Genomic DNA, 925 nt, shown 5'->3' with positions numbered 1-925 from the left:
ATCTATGAGAGCCGATTGCAAGATTTGAACTTGTCTGAACGCACTAGCAATGGAAGCTTTATATCAGACACCATTTCAGATGAAGAAGTTTTCGATGCTTACCTCAAAGAAGTCTTTAAAGAAGATAAAGCAAATTCTTAAAAAGAATCAGTCCAGAGGGCTGATTTCTTTATGTTGAAAAAATTTTCAGAAAATTACAAATAATACTTGAAATTTTACTAGAAAAGTGTAGAATAGAACACATAGTTTGAATAGTATAAAGGAGAAACACATGACAGTTGCAATTGATTGGGAAAACCTTGGATTTGCTTATATGAAACTACCTTACCGTTATATCGCTCACTACAAAAATGGTCAATGGAATCAAGGAGAATTGACAGAGGATGCAACCTTGCATATTTCAGAGTCTTCTCCAAGTCTCCACTATGGACAGCAAGCATTTGAGGGATTGAAAGCCTATCGTACCAAGGACGGCAGTGTTCAACTGTTCCGTCCTGACGAAAATGCTAAGCGTTTGCAACGTACTTGTGACCGTCTTTTGATGCCACAAGTTCCGACAGAAATGTTTGTAGAAGCTTGTAAAGCAGTTGTGCGTGCAAATGAAGAATACGTCCCACCATATGGAACAGGTGGAACCCTTTATCTTCGTCCACTTTTGATTGGTGTTGGGGATATTATTGGGGTTAAACCAGCAGAAGAGTATATTTTCACCATCTTTGCTATGCCAGTTGGTAACTATTTTAAAGGTGGTTTAGTCCCAACCAACTTCTTGATTCAGGATGAATACGACCGGGCAGCTCCAAATGGTACGGGTGCGGCCAAGGTAGGTGGGAACTATGCTGCTAGTCTCCTCCCAGGTAAAATGGCCAAGTCACGCCAATTTTCAGACGTTATCTACCTAGACCCATCTACTCATACAAAGATA

At 40.0% G+C, this 925-nt stretch carries 1 protein-coding gene; it reads left to right on the top strand.

Features of this window, described 5'->3' with window-relative positions:
• Nucleotides 1-256: 256 nt before the first annotated feature.
• The coding region (locus GMD5S_RS0209735) for a branched-chain amino acid aminotransferase (protein WP_272943338.1) at nucleotides 257-925 on the top strand (669 nt) is incomplete at its 3' end.

It is taken from the genome of Streptococcus sp. GMD5S (genome assembly GCF_000298715.2).
Lineage (GTDB): Bacteria > Bacillota > Bacilli > Lactobacillales > Streptococcaceae > Streptococcus.
Note: the sequence above shows the minus strand (reverse complement) of the source record. Positions and strands in the feature narration are given on the sequence as shown.